The organism is Saccharothrix sp. CB00851 (assembly GCF_001905065.1).
GTDB lineage: Bacteria > Actinomycetota > Actinomycetes > Mycobacteriales > Pseudonocardiaceae > Actinosynnema.
Map to the genome: position 1 here is coordinate 74,743 of NZ_LWLC01000019.1, position 17,173 is coordinate 91,915.

Consider the following 17,173-nt stretch of genomic DNA (forward strand, 5'->3'; position numbering starts at 1 on the left):
TCCAGATCACTCTTGAATGGGACACCGAGGAGGGGCCATGGGCGGCACGGACGCGTTCGTCGAGCACCGGGAACTGCTGTTCTCCATCGTCTACGGGATGCTCGGCACGGTCGCCGACACCGAGGACGTGCTGCAGGAGACGTGGCTGTCGTGGGCGCCGAGGACCGACGTCGGGAACCCGCGCGCCTACCTGGTCCGGGTCGCGGTCAACCACGCGCTGCGCCGCCGCGAGCGGGCGGGGCGCGAGACCTACCCCGGCCAGTGGCTGCCCGAACCGCTGGTGAGCGACGCGGCGGACGAGGTGGTGCGCGGCGAGGAGTTCTCCATGGCCGTGCTGGTGGTGCTGGAAACCCTGTCCCCCGCCGAACGGGCGGTGTTCGTGCTGCACGAGGTGTTCGGCTACGCGCACCCGGAGATCGCCACCATCCTCGGCCGCAGCCCGGCGGCGGTCCGGCAGCTCGCGCACCGGGCACGTGAGCACGTCGAGGCCCGGCGACCCCGGTTCACCGTGGACCCGCGCACCCGGCGGCGGGTGACCGAGCGGTTCCTGGCCGCCGCGCTGGGCGGCGACCTCGAAGAACTGCTGCGGGTGCTCGCACCGGACGTGACGCTGTGGACCGACGGCGGCGGCAAGGGACCCGCGAGGAGCCTGGCACCGGTGCACGGCGGCGAGTCGGTCGCCCGGCTGCTCGTCGCCGTGGCCAAGGGCGTGCCGAGCACGGTCGACGTGCGGTTCCGGCGCGTGCACGGCGACCCGGCGGTGCTGCTGTTCGCCGACGACGCGCCGTTCGCGGTGCTGGTGCTGGAGGTCCGCAGCGACCGGGTCGGCGGCGTCTACTCGATCACCAACCCCGACAAGCTCACCCGCGTGGGCTAGCGCCGTGCAGGAGGGTGTCCACGACCCGTTGCGCCAACGCGTCGGGTTCGAGGTCGCTGTCCGGACCGTGCACGGCTTCGCCGATCAACGCGTAGAAGACCCGGCGGACCCAGTCGAGGTCGGCGGAGGCGTCGATCAGCCCGTCGGCCCGCGCCCGGCGCAGCAGCAGCAGGCAGCGGTCGTCCACCCGTCGCTTGCCCTCGGCGGCGGGTGAGTCGGCGCCGGTGAAGACCAGGCCCATCGCGAACGGCCACCCGATCTTGACCCGCAGCACGTTCGCGGTGATCTCGTGCAGCGCGACCAGCGGCGGCGCGGTCTCCGGCCGGCCCGCGTCCATCACCTCGTCCAGCTGCCGCACGACGTCGGCCGTCATCGCCTCCACCAGCGCCTGCCGGTTGGCGAACCGCCGGTGCACGGTGGTGCGCGCGACGCCCGCGGCCTCGGCGATCTGCTCCATGGACGCGCCGGGGTTGACCGACAGCACGCGCTCGGCGGCTTCGAGGATCGAACGCACGCTGCGTTCGGCGTCGGCGCGCAACGGCCGGGTCGTTCCCAAAGTGTCCCCTTTCCCGCACACCGATGGTACAGCTATGACACTAAATGGAACATCACTGTTGCAGTTATGTGGGCACCTGTGCCTAAGATGTTCCACATAAGCCCGCTCTGAGCCGATGGAGACACCGATGTCCGACCGCCCCACCGCCCTCGTCACCGGCGCGTCCGCCGGCCTGGGCGCCGAGTTCGCCGCCCAGCTCGCCGCCCGCGGCCACGACCTCGTCCTGGTCGCCCGCTCCGCCGACCGCCTGCACGCGCTCGCCGACCGCCTCCGCCAAGCGCACGGGGTGAAGGTCGACGTCGTGGTGCAGGACCTGTCCGCACCGGACGCCGCCGACTCGATCGCGGCCCGGCTGCGCGGCCCCGTCCACACGCTGGTGAACAACGCGGGCTTCGGCACCGCGGGCCGGTTCGAGGACATCCCCGAAGGTCACGACCAGGAGCAGCTGATGGTGAACGTGGTCGCGCTGGTCGGCCTCACGCGCGCGCTCGTCCCGGGCATGCTCGAAGCCGGTTCGGGCGCCGTGGTCAACGTCGGCTCCACCGCCGGGTTCCAGCCCTCGCCGTACTTCGCCACCTACAGCGCGGGCAAGGCGTTCGTGCTGAACTTCAGCCTCGCGCTGCGCCGCGAGTACCGGGGCCGGGGCATCAAGGTGCTCGCCCTGTGCCCCGGACCGACCGAGACCAGCTTCTTCGACCGGGTCACCCCGCGCGCCGCGCTCGGCGGTCGGATGATGAGCGCCGAGACCGTCGTGCGCGCGGGCCTGGACGCCTTGGACCGCGACCGCGCCTACCTCGCGCCGGGCCTGCGCAACGCGCTCAACGCCCACCTCGTCCCGCGCCGACCGCGCCGGCTCGTGGCCGCGATCGCCGAACGCGTCACCCGGTCCGTGCTCCAGCCGCACCACTAGTTGACCGGCTCGCCCGACAGGGTCAGGCCGCCGAGCACGACGGTGGTGCGGGGTGTCGCGACGGCGTCCGCGACCCGCGCCACGACCTCGTCGAACACCGGGTCGTCGTAGTAGTCGCTGTGCCCGCGCAACGGCGAGGCGACCATGTCCGGGTCGGGGTCGAGGAACTCCGGGTCGCGCAGCCGCACGTCGTTCCCGCAGCGCACGCCCCACAGCTTGGGATCGGCGAACACCTGCTCCTCCGCCGTCTCCGGCCACACCTGCACCGGACCGCCCAGCGGGTCGGTGAGCCGGTGCACGTTCCACCACCGGTCGCCCAACTCCTGGTGCAGGCTCGCCAGCCGGGCGTGGCCGAGGTAGTGCGGGAACAGCCGCGAGTACGCCCACTGCAGCTGCGAGCCGTAGGTGACCAGGCCGACCCGGCGCAGCGCGGCGACCGCGTCCGCCTGCCTGATGTACCGCTCACCGTCGGCAGGGTCGGGCCGTTCGCTCTCCCGGCGCAGCAACGACAGCGCGGCGAAGCACACCACGCTGCCCTGGCTGTGCCCGGACAGCACGACCGCGCCCACGTCGTGGTGCCGGGCCAGCCGGACCGCGCGTGAGGTCAGCTCGATGGTGGCGCGACCGCCGTAGGGCGGAGGGCAGATGGGGTGCGCCAGCCGGGGCCAGAACGCCACCAGGTCCCACACGATCCCGACCGCCGTGCGCATCCTCGGGTTCTGCCAGGTCCGCACACCCAACAACAACAAGACCAACACGAGACCGGACACCACCAGGCTGCCCAACGCTCCCAGGTCCTGCGCCGAACGGGTCGACAGCCAGTCGGCCAGGCCCGGCGGCGGCGCGGCCCGCCAGTCCGGGTGCGCCAACCGGGCCAGCGCGAGCCCGCCGCCCGCCGTCACCAGCACCCCGCCCAGCAGCGCGATCGCGCCGAGCAGCCAGTGGTAGCGGTACTTCGCCGACGCCAGCCGCTGGTTGAACGCCACCTTGCCGATCCCCGGCCGATCAGGACGTCCCGGGTAGTCGGCCACGACTCCCTCCCGGACCGCCAACCCGATCGCATGTCGCATACAAGAAACCAGACCGACTGCATACAGCAGACCAGCGGCACTCGCCGCAGCCCAGAACGCCCAGCCCGGCATGGGCGTCCACCGCAGCACCACCGCCACCGCCGCGGCCACCGACCCGGCCGCGAACACCAGCGCGCTCGACACCTGCCGCACCATGGCCGCCACGATCGGCGCCACCAGCAACGGGAACGCGAGCGCCAACACACCCCACAACCCCGCGCCGACCAGGTAACTCGTGCTCAGCACCAACCCCGGACGACCGGCCTCGGGCACCGGGTCGCCCACCCACTCCACCACCCGGTACGCCAACCCGCCGCTGAACCCGACCGCCAACGTGGTGGCGACGGCCGCGATCACCACCGCCGCGTAGCCGTGCCACAAGGGCCGGAACCGCTTGTCCACCACCATCAACTCGGCACCACGCGCGGAGTACCGCATTCGCACGCACGCCCCGAGCAGCACGACCAGCAACAACATCGCCAACGCCGCCAGGGTGTTGGTCACCGCCTCGAACCCGGCCAGCGGCGTCACCGACCCGGCCGCGTCGGTCGGCACCCGCCACAGCAACGCCGTCGCCAACCCCGCCGCGAGCAGCAGGTACGCCACCGACGCCCACTTGAGCGCCCGCGAGTTCACCTCGCGTCGGTCCGGCGACATCACCACGCACCCGACCGCCCAAGCCAGCACCAGCACGCCCAGCCCCACCACCGTCCACGCCAGCACGTCCGACGGCCGGTCCGGCTGCGCCGTCCGCAACGCCCCCGCGTACAGCACCCCCACCACCACGCACGCCGCCGCCACGTGCGCGTCACGCAACACGGGCGTGCGCGGCGACGTGTGCCAGAACGCGTAGTCACCCAGGCTGCCCGTCCGCGTCTCCCACGCGTGGTGCGTGCCCTTGGGCTCGTACAGGAACGTCTGCCGGCCGAACCACCACAGCACGGTGATCACCAGCCCCGGCGGCACCATGCCGACCAGCAGCATCGCCCCGAACGGCCACCCGTCGAAGAACGCCAGGTTCTCCGCCCGGCACGCCACCGTGCCCGCGCACTGCCGCACCAGCAGCTCCAGCGACGCGTACGCCGTCGCCGTGACCAACATGCCCGTGAGCACCAGCCCGAGCAGCCGCAACACCGCCTCGGCGAACCGCCCCGCACCCAGCAGCGCGTACCGGGCCAGGTTCAGGATCGCGAACGGGATCAGCACCAACCACAGCGCCCGACTGGCCCCACCGGACGTGAACCGCCCCCAGTGGAACGCCTCGACCGTCCGCGTCCGCCCGCTGGACAACGCCCGCGCCGGCTTGCCCGCCCGCAGGAACCGGGCGACGTCGTCCCCGGCCACCGGGGTGGGGAACGGGTCGCCGAGCATCGCTTCCGGCGGGGTGCCGGACACCCCGTGCACCCGCAGTTCGACCACGTCCTCGGGACGCATGCGCTCCACCTGCCGTCGGTAGCCGTGCGTGTTACCTACCGGATCGCCCGTGCGGGGGAGGCCGTTTCAGCGCGGGTGACACCCCATCGGGCGATCAGCGGTTCGCGGGGGCGCGCTCCGGGTGGCGATCGGGGCTGGTGAGAACATCGTCGGCGACGCCCGGTCGCCGATCGCGGTCGGGCGTGCCCACGGCCCTGACCCGAAAGGCTGCCCACGGTGACCAAACCCGCCCGTCGAGACCCGAGCAAGCTGGTGGACGCCTCCGGGTTCCGCGAGTTCGTCCAGCACGGCTGGGGTCCGGCCGACCGAGCCGCACGCGTCACACCCGGCGCGGACGCGGCCGCCGCCGCGCACCGCGACCGGCTCAGCCGTGCCCTGCCCGGTGCGCGTATCGCCGTGGCCGCGGGCTGGGCGCCGGTGCGGTCCAACGACACCGACTACGGCTTCCGGCCCGACAGCGACTTCTCCTGGTTGACGGGCTGCGCGGCGGAAGGCGCGGTGCTGGTGATGCAGCCCGTCGCCGGTGGTCACGAGGCCGAGCTGTTCCTGCGCCCGCCCGCCGGGCCCGACGAGCCGGACTTCTTCGCCAACGCGCGGGACGGCGAGCTGTGGGTCGGCCCGGTCCCCGGCCTGGCCGAGTGGGGCGAGGCGCTGGGCCTGCGCTGCCGGCCGTTGCACGAGCTGCCGTCGGCGCTGCGCGGCAGGCTGCCCGCCGTGCACGCGACCTACGGCGTGGACCCCCTGCTGGACGCGTTGACCGGCGCCGACCACACCGCCGAGCTGCGCACCGTGCTGGCCGAGCTGCGCCGGACCAAGGACGACTGGGAGATCGGCCAGCTCCAAGCCGCCGTGGACGCCACGATCCTCGGGTTCGCCGACGTCGCCGCCGAACTGCGGGCCGCGGTGAAGGGCGGTGGCGAGCGGTGGTTGCAGGGCACGTTCGACCGGCGCGCACGCACCGCGGGCAACGGTCCGGGGTACGCGTCGATCGTCGCCGCCGGGCCGCACGCGCCGGTGCTGCACTGGGTGCGCAACGACGGTCCGGTGCCCGAGGACGCCGTGCTGCTGCTGGACGCGGGCGTGGAGCTGGAGACCCTCTACACGGCCGACATCACCCGCACGTTGCCGGTGTCCGGGACGTACAGCCCGGCGCAGCGGCAGGTGCACGAGCTGGTCGAGCGGGCGTCGGTGGCGGCGTTGGCCGCGGTCAGGCCCGGTGCGGCGTACCGGGACTTCCACCAGGAGGCCATGCGGGTGCTCGCCGAGGGCCTGCACGACTGGGGCCTGCTGCCGGTGTCGGTGGCGCGGTCGCTGGACCCGGACGGCCAGCACCACCGCCGCTACATCACGTGCGGCGTGGGGCACTTCCTCGGGCTGGACGTGCACGACTGCGCCAACTCCCGCGCCGAGGCCTACCACGAGGGCGAGCTGGAGGTCGGCATGACGCTGGCCGTCGAGCCGGGCCTGTACTTCCACCCGAACGACGAGACCGTGCCGCCGGAGCTGCGGGGCATCGGTGTGCGGCTGGAGGAGAACGTCGTGGTCACCACCGACGGCAACCGCGTGCTGTCCTCGGCCCTGCCGCACGACGTGGCCGGGCTGGAGGCGTGGGTCGCGGCCGCCGGGCGCTGACGGCCGGTCCGGCGACGTTGATCCGGGCACGGATGAGCAGGACGCTTGTCCGGTGCCCGGACGTCTACGGGAGCCGCCATGACCGCACAACCGTCGTCTTGGCCATCAGGTGCCGCTCACAACGGCATCGGGGGCGACGTGCACGGGACCGTGGTGCAGGCCGGCCACGTCGAGGAGATCCACGCCTCGCAGGTCTACCTGCCGCCCCACCCACCCGCCGACCAGTGGCCGCGGCGGGTGGGTGTCGTGCCGCTCCTGGCGGACTGCTTCCAGGACAGGGCGGCCCTGCGGCGGTTGGACCGGGCCGTTCCCGGCGGTGAAGCCGCGCCGACGACCTGGGTGGTGGTCGGCATGGGTGGCGTCGGGAAAACCCAACTGGCCGCCTCCTTCGCGGAACGGCTGTGGGATGACGGCGCGGTCGACCTGCTGCTGTGGGTGACGGCAGGTTCCCGGGACTCGGTCATCGCGGGCTACGCCTCGGCCGCGGCCGAGGTGGTCGGCTCGACTCACGACGATCCGGAGCGTGACGCCGACCGGCTGCTGGCCTGGCTGGCCACGACCGGGCGCACGTGGCTCGTGGTGCTCGACGACCTGGCGAACCCGGCCGACCTGCGCGGTCTGTGGCCGCCGAGCAGGCCGGGCGGGCGAGTGGTGGTCACCACCCGCCGCCGCGACGCCTCGCTCTCGCGGCGTGACCGCGTGCTGGTCGAGGTGGAGGTGTTCACACCGGCGGAAGCCGAGTCCTACTTCGCCGACAAGCTCGCCGGGCACGATCGGCTGGCGGAGGGCGCCGCGGAGCTCGCGGAGGACCTGGGACGCCTTCCCATCGCGCTCGCCCAGGCCGCCGCGTACCTGGTCAACCGCGGGCTGACCGCACGGCAGTACCGGCACCGCTTCGCCGCCCGGGGCAGAACCCTGGCGCAGGTGCTGCCCGACGCCGACGAACTGCCGGACGACCACCGCACCACCGTGGCCGTGACCTGGGCGTTGTCGGTGGAGTCGCTGAACCGCTCGCACGGACCGCACCTCGCGGCCCCGTTGCTGGAGCTCGCCGCCGTGCTGGACGCGAACGGCGCGCCGGTCCGGATCTTCACCAGCCACGCCGTCTCGACGTGGTTGGCGGACGGGCCGGGGCTCCCGCCCGACTTCGACGACATCCTCGACGCCCTGCACCTGTTACAGCGGTTCAGCCTGGCGTCGGTGCAGCCGGATGAGCCGAACCGTGCGGTCGAAGTCCACGCCCTGGTGCAACGGGCGACGAGGGAGGGCACCCCCGAGGCCCGGATGCGTCAGGTCGCCCGGACGGCCGCCGACGCGCTGCTGGAGATCTGGCCGGAGACCGAGCGCGCCTCCGACTTCATCGCCGCGGTGCGGTCGAACGTGGTGGCGTTGAACGCCGTCGCGGGTGACCACCTGTGGGGGCACGAGGCGCACCAGGTGCTGTTCCGGGCCGGCACCAGCTTGGGCGAGGCCGGCATGTCAGCCGAAGCGGCCGCGCACTTCGGCTCGGTGGCCGCGACAGCGCACCGCCTCCTCGGCGAGGACCACCCCGACACGTTGACCGCCCTCGCGCACCTGGGGAACCTGCGGGGTGTGGCCGGGGACCCCGGTGCGGCCGTCGACCGGTTGAGCGCGCTCCTCGCGGTCCGGACCCGCGTGCTCGGCGCCGATCACCAGGACACGTTGAGCACCCGCAACGACCTCGCCTACTGGCTGGCGGAGCTGCACCGCTACGAGGAGGCGATCGGCGAGTGGGAGCGGCTGGTGCTCGACCAACTGCGGGTGCTGGGCCCCGACCACCCGATCACCCTGACCACGCGCGGACGACTCGCCAAGGCCCGGACGAGGGTCGGCGCGCACGCCGAGGCGGTGGCGGAGCTCGAACAGGTCCTCGCCGACCGGGTGCGGGTGTCCGGCCCGGACCACCCCGACACCCTCATGACCCGGAACTCCCTCGCGGCCTCCGTCGCGGAGGCGGGAGATCCGGCCGCCGCGACCCGGCAACTGGAGGCCCTGCTCGTCGACCACATCCGGGTGATGGGCGAGGACCACCCGAACACCCTCGCGATCCGCAACAACGCCGCCTACTGGCTCGGCGTGGCGGGTGATCCCGCCGGTGCGGCCGCACGGTTGGAGCAGGTGGTCGCCGACAAGGCCCGCATCTGGGGCCGGAACCACCCGAGGACGTTCTACAGCCGCAACAACCTCGCCGAGTGGACCGGGAGGGCGGGCGACCCAGCCGGGGCGGTGGCGCAGCTCGAACGGCTGATCGAGGATCAGCTCGGGGTGTTGGCCCCGGGCCACCCGTACGCGCTGAAGACCCGAAGACTCCTGGCGGAGTGGCGAAGCCGGACCGCGCGCCGGTGATCAGCGCTTCCGCAGCCGCACCGACGTGATGGCGTGGTGCTCGACCTTGAGCACCTCGACGGTCCACCCGGAGACCGTGACCCGGTCGCCGGGTGCCTCGGGGATGCGGCCGAGCAGCACCAGCACCAGGCCCGCGATGGTGGCGTAGTCGCCCTCGGGCGGGTCGACCAGCTCGATCCCGAGGTCGACCAGGTCGTGCACGGGGAACGTGCCGGGCAGGACGAGCGAGCCGTCCGCGCTGTTGCGGACGGCCATCACGTCGCGGTCGGTCTCGTCCAGGATCTCGCCGACGATCTCCTCCAGCAGGTCTTCGAGCGTGATGATGCCGTCGACCGCGCCGTGCTCGTCCACCACGAGGCCGAGCTGCTCGCGCTCGGCCTTGAACCGGCGCAGCGCGTCGGACACGCGGACCGAGTCGGGGAACACCACCGGCGTGCGGGCCACGTCGACCAGCTTGACGTCGTCTTCGAGCAGGTCACGCAGGTGCACGACGCCCACGACGTCGTCCAGGTGCCCGCCGCGCGCGACGGGTGCCCGGGAGTGGCCGGACGCGGCCAGCTCGCCGCGGGCGGTCGGCACGTCCAGCTCGGCCGCCAGGGTGACGACCGCCCGGCGGGGCACGAGGACCTCGCGCAACCGGCGCTCGCTGATCTCCAGCGCGCCGGTGATGATCATGCGCTGCTCGGCGTTGAGGCCGCGCTGGGCGTGCACGAGTTCCCGCAGCTCCTCCGACGACATCTGCTCGGACTCGGCGTCCGGTTTGCCGCCGAAGAGCCGGACCACCAGGTTCGTGGACGCGCTCAACGCCCACACCGCCGGCCGTGAGGCGGCCGACAGCACGTGCAGCGGTCGTGCCACCAGCAGCGCCCAGCGCAACGCGTACTGCATCGCCAGCCGCTTGGGCGCGAGCTCGCCGAACACCAGGGTCAGGAACGTCAGCACCACCGTGACCAGCGCGATCGCCACCGCGTTCGCCGCGTCGCCGAGGAACGACAGCGCGGGCACCAGCGGCGCCGCCAACGACACCGCCGCCGTCGCCGAGGCCAGGAACCCGGCCAGCGTGATGCCGATCTGGATGGTGGCCAGGAACCGGTTCGGGTCACGCGCCAACCGCACCAGCGTCTTCGCCGACGCCCTCCCGTCCCGCTCCAACGCCCGCAACTGGCCCTCGCGCAGGCTGATCAACGCCATCTCGCTGCCCGCGAACAGCGCGTTCAACAACACCAGCACCGCGACCAGCGCGATGGTCCACCCGTACCCGTCCACACCCGACCTCATACCCGAACCGGGTGGGCGCGCAACCGGAACGTTGGTCATTTCGAGTGGCGCCGCTGCCCACACACCCCTCCACTGGGTTACAACCATCTCGGGGAGGTCGGATGCGGTCACTCGGGCAGCACCGCTCGTTCGTCGTGGTGGACGTGGAAGGCTATGGCGACCCGGCGCGGACGTCGCGGCACCGGACCGCGGTCCGCGACGGCCTGTACCAGGTGCTCATGGCCTCGTTCGTCGACTGCGACCTGCCGTGGGACAACAAGGCGGTGGACGACGTGGGCGACAGCGTGATGGTGCTGCTGCCCGCCGACACGCCGAAGGGAGTCCTGGTCGACCAGCTGCCCGAGCGGCTGGTGGCCGCGCTGCGCGAGCACAACCACGTTCACTCGGCCGAGGCACGGTTGCGCCTGCGGATGGCCGTGCACTCGGGTGAGGTGCACTACGACGAGCACGGCAAGACGAGCGTCGAGATGATCTTCACCTACCGCATCCTGGACACCGTCGAGGCCAAGCGCGCGCTACGGGAGTCCACGGCCACGTTGGTCCTGATCGCCTCGGACCCGTTCTACCAGGCAGTGATCCGACACCAGCCCGCCACGCGCCCGGACACCTACCGAGCCGCCACCGCGGACGTCAAAGAGGTGCACGCCCGGGTGTGGGTGCGCCTCGTGGACGGCCATCCGCTCGGGAGCCCCACCCCCCAGCGGACCCTGCCCCTCGCGGAGTTGAAGCCGATCATCGAGGTCATGTTGCGCACCCCCGGTTTCGACACTCGCGAAGGGCGCGACCTCGTGCTGCGCGAGCTGCCCTTCGCCGCCTCCATCACCCGCCACAACGCCGACCGCCCGGACACCGTCAGCATCGTCCGGACGTGCGCCCACTACCCGGGTGGCCTCGAAGCACTGCTCGAATCGATCCGCTTCTACGCCGCGGGCGCCACCGCAATGGCCGAACTGGACACCCTGATGGCGCAACGGGTCAGTGGCGTTTAGTTGCGTCGACCGCCGCCGAATACCGCCATACGCACCTCTTCCCCTCTGTTTCATGGACATTACACTGAGTCATACCGTCGGCGGTGTAACCCAACCGCGCCCGAGACGATGCTGCCCGGTGGCCAACTCAGGAGGCCTGCTAGTGGACGAATCGACAATTCGGATCGACTCCGGCCTGGTCGACTTGACGAGCGTTCCTCTCGACGCGTTGGCCGCGTTCGAGAACGAGACCCTCACGGCGTCGTCGGACCGTTTCCTCGAACAGGTGGACCACGCCAGCACCAGTCTGGGCGGTCACGAGTCCTGACCGGCGGAGGGCTCGCTGCCCATGAGGAGAGGCGACCGCGAAGTGGCTGGCTGGAGCTCCACGCACGGGTTATCGCTGCCCAACCACGGCATGTCCTTGGCCGAACTGGACGCCTCGGCATCGGACCGACCCGACGCCGACACCTCCGCGCTGCTGAACAGCGTCGAGCGAACGAGACGCCTGCTCGCATTGCGGGCAGTGCTCCGCCACGCGCGTGATCACCACACTCCGGGCAGTCCCCTGCCGCCGGTGGACGTGGCGTGGGAGCTCCTGGTCGCCGCCGAACGCGCCGACCGGGAGGCGGTGGCCGCCCTGCTGTCACGCCCGCAGGTCGGAGTTTGGTCGGCGCACCTCCTGCGGCGGCTGCGGAACAGAGCCACCGACATCGCGCCCGTGTGGTTCCACATCGGTCAGCTGCACTTGCTGGCCGTAGCGGCGGCCATATCCGCAAATGTGCGCTTCACGATGGTCATTCCACTCTGGGATGGCATCGCGACCCTGCCGGGCCTCGGTTCGATACACGTGCCCGATACCGCCGAATGGGATCACGGTACCCTGGTTTCGACCACGTTGGAGTTAACGGTCAAAACCGCCGGTGGCGCGGTCCGACCGGTGAAACGGAAGCCGATCCACATTCTTGGCGGCGAGGTGGGCGGCACCGCACCGCGCATCCAGCTGGACGACACGGGGCCGTACCGGGGATTGACGATTCCCGAGCAGCCCGATCCATTGCCGGATTCATCAGCCGACCGGTGGAACGCGGCCTTCACCGACGCGTGGGCGATTTTGGAGCAGGACCACCCGCACCGCGCGCGCGAGCTGGCCAGGGGGCTGTCGGTGATCACGCCACGCCCGGCGGCGTACCGCTTCCGGCCGCACAGCGGATCGGTCAGCGACGGCTACGGCGCCGCGATCATCTCCGAACCGCACGACGGTGCTCAGCTGGCCGTGACGATGGTGCACGAGTACCAGCACAGCAAGCTGAACGCGATCGGCCACGTCGTGCCGCTCACCAGCGTGGACCCGTCCGCCACGTGCTACGCGCCGTGGCGCGACGATCCTCGCCCCGTGTCCGGCCTGTACCAAGGGGTAAACGCTTTCCTGGCGGTCGCCGAGTTCTGGCAGCGACATCGGCGACGCGAGCACTTGACCGGATCGGACGCCGCCTTGGCGCACTTCGAGTTCGCGCTGGTCCGCATGCAGGTCACCGAAGCGCTCGGCACACTGCGTCGCCGCCCGTCACTGACCGAGGCGGGACGGAGGTTCGCGACCCGCCTGGCGGAGCGGCTGGCCGCCCTGACCGAGGACTCAGTGCCTGCGACGGTACTGGCGGCCGCCGAGACGGCCGCCCAGGACCACCGCGCGGCATGGCGCGTATCCCACCTGCGCCCAGCGCGGGCGCACGTGCTCGAGTGCGTCGAGCGCTGGCGCGCGGGCGAGTCGGCACCGATCCCCGGGCCGGCTCCGGTCGTGGTGGCTGATAGCGCTCCGCCCAGGTTGGACGCCAAGGCGATCCTCACGCGAGTCCTGCTCTCCGACCGCGGCGAGTTCGACGCGATGTCCTCGGACCCCCCGGACGAGATCCGCCAGATCGCCACGGACCTGACCGAGGCGGATTTCGCCCTCGTGGCGGGCGAGCACGACCGGGCGCACGCGCTCTACGCGGCGGAACTCGCCGAAGGCTCGAACCGACCGGGAACGTGGTCCGGCTTCGGGCTCGCGGTGCGCGCCCTGTCTCCCGGTGCGGCCTCGAAGACCTTGCTGGAACGCCCCGACGTCGTCCGCGCCGTGCGCAACGAATTGGCGCTCACCGGCGAGGCGCCCGACGTGGAACGCCTCGCCGCATGGCTCGGAGCGGACGGCTAGAGCGGCATGGGGTCGATGTCGCAGTTCGCTCGAACACGGGGATCGCTCAACTCGGACACCGCGGGGTGATGTGGCCCGAGGCGTTCGCTCAGCATGGCCACCGCTCGCCGGTGCAGCGCGTCCGCCTCCTCCGTGCGCCCGAGCGCACGCAGGTCGTGTGCGAGGTTCACCTGGCACGCCAACGTCGTCGGGTGATCGGCGCCCAGGATCTCCGTGGCACGGCTGAGCACCTCGACATCGACGTCGTGGGCACCCTGCGCGTCGCCTGACTCGTACAGGTCGCTGGCGAGGTTGATCCGGGTGACCAAGGTGGACGGGTGGTCGCCACCCAGGCGGGTGCGGAAACTGGCCAACGTCGTCTTGTCCAGTTCGAGCGCGCCCTCGGCGTCGCCCATCAGCCTGCGCAGGATGGCCACGTTGACGGCCGCGGACAGGGTGTGCGGGTGGGTCGGCCCCAGCGTCCGCTCATACCTGGTCAGCGAGTCCTGGCCGAGCTGCTTGGCCTGCTCCAGTCGACCCAGGTGCCTCAGCTCGATGGAGCGAGCCAACGCTGCGGCGAGCGTGTCGGCGTGGTCGAGGTTGTACCTCAACCGCAGCCCGTCGAACGCGGTCTGCGCCGCACTCATCGCGCCTTCGTGGTCACCGGCCTTGCGGCGCATGACCGCCAAGTGCCGCAGGGCGCGCAGCCACGCCGGGTTGAGGGGTCGTCCCTGGCTGCGCCGTGCGTACGTGCGCACGATCTCCTCGTGCTCTGCGCACGCCTCCCGGTAGTTGCCCAGCTCCCGCTTGTCGATCGTGAGGCCCACTTGCGTCAGCAGCGACACCTCGTGGTCCTGACCGTAGATCTGGATCCGGCGGTCCCAGGTGTCCGCGTCGAGGGTGATGGCGGCGGTGAAGTCACCGACGAGGCGCAGGTTCACCCCGAGGCTGTGCGCGACGCGCAGGGTCGTCGGATCCTCGTCCCCGAGGTAGCGGACGCAGATGTCGTAGTTGCGCTTCGACAGTTCCAACCCGCCGACGAAGTCGCCCTCCGCCCGCTTGTCCGCCGCGACCTGGCTGATCGCCAGGATCGTCTCCTCGTGCTCCTCGCCGAAGGTGCGGCGGTGACGTTCGAGCAGGTCCGCGTTCAATGGGGTGGCCTCGGCGTAGCGGCCCTGCACCCAGAGCATGAAGCCGTACCAGCGGCCCATCCTCAAGGTCCACTGGTGGTCCTCGCCCAGCCTGTCGACCCACATCTTGTAGATCTGCTCGGACAGCTCGACGCTGCGCTTGTGCTCGCCCCACCGGTAGAGGAACTGGACCTGGTTGTAGAGCAACGTCCGGACCTGCTCGGCATCGCTCTCGTAGGCTTTCGACGCGGCCAGGTGCGCGCTCAGATCCACGTACGTCGGCCAGCTCTCCGGCTCTTCCGGTGTCTCCGGGTCGTTCTCGGCCAACATCAGGTGCGCCGCGTTGCGCATGGTCACGCGTTCTTCCTCGCTCATCTGGCTGATGAGCACGGATTGGACGAGGCGGTGCAGCTCGATGGAATTGGTGCGGTGGTCCACGCGCACCAGTGCGAAGCGGTTGATGTCGCGGATGGCCTCGTTGAGCCGCAGGCTGTCGCGCAGGACCCGGGACAGCTCGGCGGGCACGTCGGTGATGTTGCGGCTGTAGCTGAACATCTTGCGGTTGATCGGTTCGGGTGCCAGGAACGCGCACACCTGGAGCAATCGCAACGCCGACGGGTTCTTGCGCTTGAGCTCGCTGAGGGACAGGTCCCACATCGCCGCCACCGACTCGGGGTAGTCGAGGGTCGTGGTGACGTTGAGCAGTTCCAACTGCTTCTCGGCGAGCAGTTCCAGGTACTCGGCGGCGGGCATGCCCGTCTCCACCCGCCACGCCGCCGCCTGCGCGATCGCCAGCGGCAGGTCGCCCAACGCCTGGGCCAGGCGGTCGGCGTCCTCCTCGCTGAGTTCCGGGTCGCGCCGCCGCAGCAACTGCACGCTCTCGGCGCGCTGGAAGACGTTGACCTCGAGCGGTCGCGCGACGCTCAGCCACTGCGAGTTGCGCGACGTGACCAGGATGCGCCCGGTGCCACCTGTCGGCAGGTACTGCTGCACGGCGTCCGGGCTGTCGGCGTTGTCGAAGATGAGCAACCAGTTGGTCGGCACCTTGGGGTGGTTGCCGCTGCGGAGGGCGTCGAGCACCTGCTGGACCGCCACGTTGGCCTCGGAGCCGACGGGGAGTTCCAGCCGCTGCCCCAGTTCCACCAGCGAGTTGACGATCTTGACCGACCGCTCCGCGGGCACCCACCAGATCAGGTCGAAGTTCGCGCGGTTGCGGTAAGCGTACTCGATGGCCAGGTGCGATTTTCCCACACCACCCATGCCGTGGAGCGTTTCGGGCAGCACCGCCGCGGTTCCACCCCGGACCAGACGCCGTTCGAGCTCTTGGAGGAGGTCCGCCCGCCCGGTGAAGTTGGCGTTCCTCGGCGGCACTCCGCCGAAGACGGGCGATGCGAGAGTCCTTCTCCTTTCTTCCTGCTCGACGGCAGTCACCTCTACTCCTCCTGCAATTCGCTCGACAACGACCGTGCCCTCGCGAACACGTGTTCGGTAACGTTCATCAGGCGGTATATCTCCGCCCGGATCATCATTCCCGATCGCCGGGGGCACCTCGACCGCGGGGTCCCCGAATGACTTTGAATTGCGCAGGTGCGCCCCTGACCAGGCCCTTCGCATCGCCCGCTCCGCTTCTGCGAGGTGCGGCGGGACAATGGTCACAGCGACCGATACCGGTTCCCCGTCGAGCGGCGATTCGAACGCCGCCACCCCCGGTTGGTGTTCGTCCAGGTAATGGCGCACCACCTTGCGCACCCGCTCGGTGTCGATACGGCGGCCGTGCGCGAGCAGTTCCTCGCGGATACCTTCACGCACAAAACCGAACTTCACTCGGCTTTCACCGTCGGCGGACCCTTGGGGCGCGATCGCAACCAGCGGGCCACCGAGGAATTCCGAAAGGGCGGAACGCCCGGCCTCCGGGTGCAGGAGTTCGAGGATGCGGAGGAGGAGAGGCACCTCCAGCGGTGCGGCGGCCAAGTGGACGGCCAGGTCGAAGACCACCTTCGAGGCGGTGGTGCGGTACGCCGCGACGAGGTCCGCGACGCTGAAGGCCATGTCACCCGATGGGCGCACCGACGCCTCGGTCGCCGGGTCCGGCCGGACGGGCACGAGGGCCGCGCCCAGGTTCGCCCACCCGGACGCGGCGGCGAGGGTGGACCACTCGCGCAGACCCGCCGGGGCGAGCTCGACGAACGAGACGGGCACCACGTCGCCGAGGTCGTCGTACAACCCGGGCACGTCGACCTGCGGTTCCCACTCGTGGAAGTGGTTCGGCGCGCCCGGCTCGGACGCCTTGAGGCGCAGCCGGTGCAGGTCCAGGCCGGTGCGGCAGGCCGCCCACCACGACAGCGGGCTCACCACCGCCACCGAGTGCGCGGCGCCCAGCTCGCGCAGCGCCGCCCACGCCCCACCCAGCCGCCAGGCCGGGTCGACGGCGTCGGTCAGCGCGATCACCAGGCGCCGACCGGAACCCTTCAGGTCCGGCGGACTGCCCCCGCCGGAGCCGCGCAGCACGACCTGACCGCTGTCGCCGGCCGTGAGAGCGCACACCGCGACCTCACCGAAAACACCCGATTCGGCGAGCGCGCGGGTGAAGGACTCGACCGTCGACGTCCAGATCGACATCCCCGGACCGTCGTCGACGGCGACCACGAGGTCGCGGGACTGGCCGAGCAGGGGCGCGAGCACTTCCCGCAGCCCGTCCGCCGTCCACTCGTGGGTGTCCGGACCTGCGGCGGCGCCCGTGGCGATGTCCTCCGGGTCGGCGCGCACCGTCACATCCTT

General features: G+C 71.5%; 11 protein-coding genes. 7 read left to right on the forward strand and 4 right to left on the reverse strand.

All coding sequences use genetic code 11. From position 1 onward, the window contains the following. Positions 1 to 37: 37 nt before the first annotated feature. Positions 38 to 877: an RNA polymerase sigma factor SigJ gene (gene sigJ / locus A6A25_RS19710; RefSeq protein ID WP_198932778.1), complete on the forward strand. Its 840-nt coding sequence runs from the start codon at positions 38 to 40 to the stop codon at positions 875 to 877. On the opposite strand, the gene A6A25_RS19715 is transcribed toward sigJ, so the two are convergent. Continuing rightward, positions 861 to 1,433: a TetR/AcrR family transcriptional regulator gene (locus A6A25_RS19715; protein ID WP_143193272.1), complete on the reverse strand. Its 573-nt coding sequence runs from the start codon at positions 1,431 to 1,433 to the stop codon at positions 861 to 863. The genes sigJ and A6A25_RS19715 overlap by 17 nt on opposite strands. Positions 1,434 to 1,560: 127 nt before the next feature. Here A6A25_RS19715 and A6A25_RS19720 point away from each other — a divergent pair, with 127 nt between their 5' ends. Further along, complete coding sequence (locus tag A6A25_RS19720; RefSeq protein ID WP_143193273.1) at positions 1,561 to 2,343, forward strand: SDR family NAD(P)-dependent oxidoreductase; 783 nt, start codon at positions 1,561 to 1,563, stop codon at positions 2,341 to 2,343. On the opposite strand, the gene A6A25_RS19725 is transcribed toward A6A25_RS19720, so the two are convergent. Further along, complete coding sequence (locus A6A25_RS19725; RefSeq protein ID WP_073892131.1) at positions 2,340 to 4,847, reverse strand: hypothetical protein; 2,508 nt, start codon at positions 4,845 to 4,847, stop codon at positions 2,340 to 2,342. The genes A6A25_RS19720 and A6A25_RS19725 overlap by 4 nt on opposite strands. A gap of 216 nt (positions 4,848 to 5,063) precedes the next feature. On the opposite strand from A6A25_RS19725, the gene A6A25_RS19730 reads away from it, so the two are divergent. Together A6A25_RS19730 and A6A25_RS19735 are read left to right on the forward strand one after the other, a co-directional pair. After that, the gene (locus A6A25_RS19730) at positions 5,064 to 6,479 is read left to right on the forward strand and encodes an aminopeptidase P family protein (protein WP_073892132.1); all 1,416 of its coding nucleotides are present in this window, start codon (positions 5,064 to 5,066) and stop codon (positions 6,477 to 6,479) included. Positions 6,480 to 6,557: 78 nt separating this feature from the next. Continuing rightward, on the forward strand, positions 6,558 to 8,846 hold the full coding sequence (locus A6A25_RS19735) for a tetratricopeptide repeat protein (protein ID WP_083668474.1): 2,289 nt from the start codon (positions 6,558 to 6,560) through the stop codon (positions 8,844 to 8,846). On the opposite strand, the gene A6A25_RS19740 is transcribed toward A6A25_RS19735, so the two are convergent. Then, positions 8,847 to 10,112, reverse strand: coding sequence for a hemolysin family protein (locus tag A6A25_RS19740; RefSeq protein ID WP_073892134.1), 1,266 nt, complete (start codon positions 10,110 to 10,112; stop codon positions 8,847 to 8,849). It lies immediately after the preceding gene. A 113-nt stretch (positions 10,113 to 10,225) separates the two neighbouring features. On the opposite strand from A6A25_RS19740, the gene A6A25_RS19745 reads away from it, so the two are divergent. The 3 genes from A6A25_RS19745 (at position 10,226) to A6A25_RS19750 (ending at position 13,286) form a co-directional block, all read left to right on the forward strand. Next, the gene (locus A6A25_RS19745; RefSeq protein WP_073892136.1) at positions 10,226 to 11,113 is read left to right on the forward strand and encodes an effector-associated domain 2-containing protein; all 888 of its coding nucleotides are present in this window, start codon (positions 10,226 to 10,228) and stop codon (positions 11,111 to 11,113) included. Between the two features lie 142 nt (positions 11,114 to 11,255). Continuing rightward, positions 11,256 to 11,420 carry a hypothetical protein gene (locus A6A25_RS44115; protein ID WP_158073763.1) on the forward strand — a complete coding sequence of 55 codons (165 nt, stop codon included), beginning with the start codon at positions 11,256 to 11,258 and terminating at the stop codon, positions 11,418 to 11,420. A gap of 96 nt (positions 11,421 to 11,516) precedes the next feature. Next, positions 11,517 to 13,286 (forward strand): HEXXH motif domain-containing protein, encoded by a 1,770-nt coding sequence (locus A6A25_RS19750; RefSeq protein ID WP_158073764.1) that lies wholly within the window; start codon positions 11,517 to 11,519, stop codon positions 13,284 to 13,286. Here A6A25_RS19750 and fxsT read toward each other — a convergent pair. After that, complete coding sequence (fxsT, locus tag A6A25_RS19755) at positions 13,283 to 17,161, reverse strand: FxSxx-COOH system tetratricopeptide repeat protein (protein WP_143193275.1); 3,879 nt, start codon at positions 17,159 to 17,161, stop codon at positions 13,283 to 13,285. The genes A6A25_RS19750 and fxsT overlap by 4 nt on opposite strands. Positions 17,162 to 17,173: the final 12 nt, after the last annotated feature.

What these genes read in the sequence shown, in the direction of transcription:
- A6A25_RS19720 (WP_143193273.1), top strand. Translation starts at nt 1,561, where the DNA reads ATGTCCGACCGCCCCACCGCCCTCGTCACCGGCGCGTCCGCCGGCCTG.
- A6A25_RS19725 (WP_073892131.1), bottom strand. Translation starts at nt 4,847, where the DNA reads ATGCGTCCCGAGGACGTGGTCGAACTGCGGGTGCACGGGGTGTCCGGC.
- A6A25_RS19735 (WP_083668474.1), top strand. Translation starts at nt 6,558, where the DNA reads ATGACCGCACAACCGTCGTCTTGGCCATCAGGTGCCGCTCACAACGGC.
- A6A25_RS19745 (WP_073892136.1), top strand. Translation starts at nt 10,226, where the DNA reads ATGCGGTCACTCGGGCAGCACCGCTCGTTCGTCGTGGTGGACGTGGAA.
- sigJ (WP_198932778.1), top strand. Translation starts at nt 38, where the DNA reads ATGGGCGGCACGGACGCGTTCGTCGAGCACCGGGAACTGCTGTTCTCC.